Source organism: Streptococcus mitis, from assembly GCF_905187495.1.
Taxonomy (GTDB): Bacteria; Bacillota; Bacilli; order Lactobacillales; family Streptococcaceae; genus Streptococcus; species Streptococcus mitis_CU.
In genome coordinates, this window is the sequence record NZ_CAJJIB010000016.1 from 1 (window position 1) to 1,252 (window position 1,252).

Genomic DNA, 1,252 nt, shown 5'->3' on the forward strand with positions numbered 1-1,252 from the left:
TAGGTTGTTCGCCGTCTTCTGTTGGATAGTTTGGAATTACATTGCCATCTTTATCTTTATAAGTCGTTGTCACTTTCTCATAGATGTGTTTTGTATTTCCTTTTTCGTCTACTTCAGTTTTAACAATCTTGTATCCTGGGATATCTTTAGTTGGTTTAGTTCCATCTTCTGTTGGTGAAAGTGGGTTGCCATCTTTATCAACGAATGAAGTATCAGGACGAACTGTTGGAGTGTAAGTAGCTGTTACTGGTGTACCATTCTTATCTACACGTTTAACGGTTACGCCTGTTGCTTTACCTACGAAGTCAGGTTCTGGGGTGAAGGTTACTTTACCGTTTTCATCGATTGTGTATGTTCCTTCTCCTGGTACTTTCTTCTCAGTTGTGCCATCGTCAAATGTTGGTTTAACTGTTTCATCGATTTCTACTGGAACTTCCTTACCGTTGATTGTAACTTTTCCACCTTCAAATGTTGGTGTTCCTGATTGAGGTTGTCCTTTAGGACCTTCTGATTCAGTGTCTTTTGAAGTTGGTGATACTGGAACAACTACTGGAGTGTACTTAGCTGTGATTGGTGTACCGTTCTTATCTACACGTTTCACTGTTACACCTGTTGCTTGACCAGTGAAGTTCTTCTCTGGGGTAAAGGTTACTGTACCGTTTTCATCGATAGTGTATGTTCCTTCGCCTGGTACTTTCTTCTCAGTTGTGCCATCATCAAATGTTGGTTTAACAGTTTCATCGATTTCTACAGTTTTCTCTTCACCGTTGACTGTTACTTTTCCACCTTCAAATGTTGGTGTTCCTGATTGAGTAGCACCTTGAACATTTGTAGTGATAACATCTGAACTTGTTGGTGTTGCTGGTTTTACAACTGGTGTGTAAGTAGCTGTTACTGGTGTTCCGTTCTTATCTTCGCGTTGAACTGTTACACCTGTTCCCTTACCTGTGAAGTTCTTCTCTGGGGTAAAGGTTACTGTGCCGTCTGGAGCTACTGTGTATGTTCCTTCACCTTCGATGGTTACTGAATCAACTGGATCTCCTGTTTTCGGATCTACCAATTGAGCTGGTTTATCAGATAATTCTACAGTTTTTTCTTCACCGTTAACTGTTGTTTTACCTGGTGTGAATACTGGTTTACCTGTTTGAGTTGAACCTTGAACATCTTCTGTTATAGCGTCTGTTCCTGTTGGTGTTACTGGTGCTACTGTTGGTGTGTATTTAGCTGTTACTGGTGTACCATTCTTATCTAC

Annotated in this window: 1 protein-coding gene; it reads right to left on the reverse strand. The window is 40.6% G+C overall.

Annotation, left to right across the window (positions count from 1 at the left end; all coding sequences use genetic code 11):
- Window positions 1-1,252 (reverse strand): Ig-like domain-containing protein (locus JQ843_RS03710; RefSeq protein WP_419991896.1); only part of this gene is annotated, 1,252 nt, incomplete at both ends.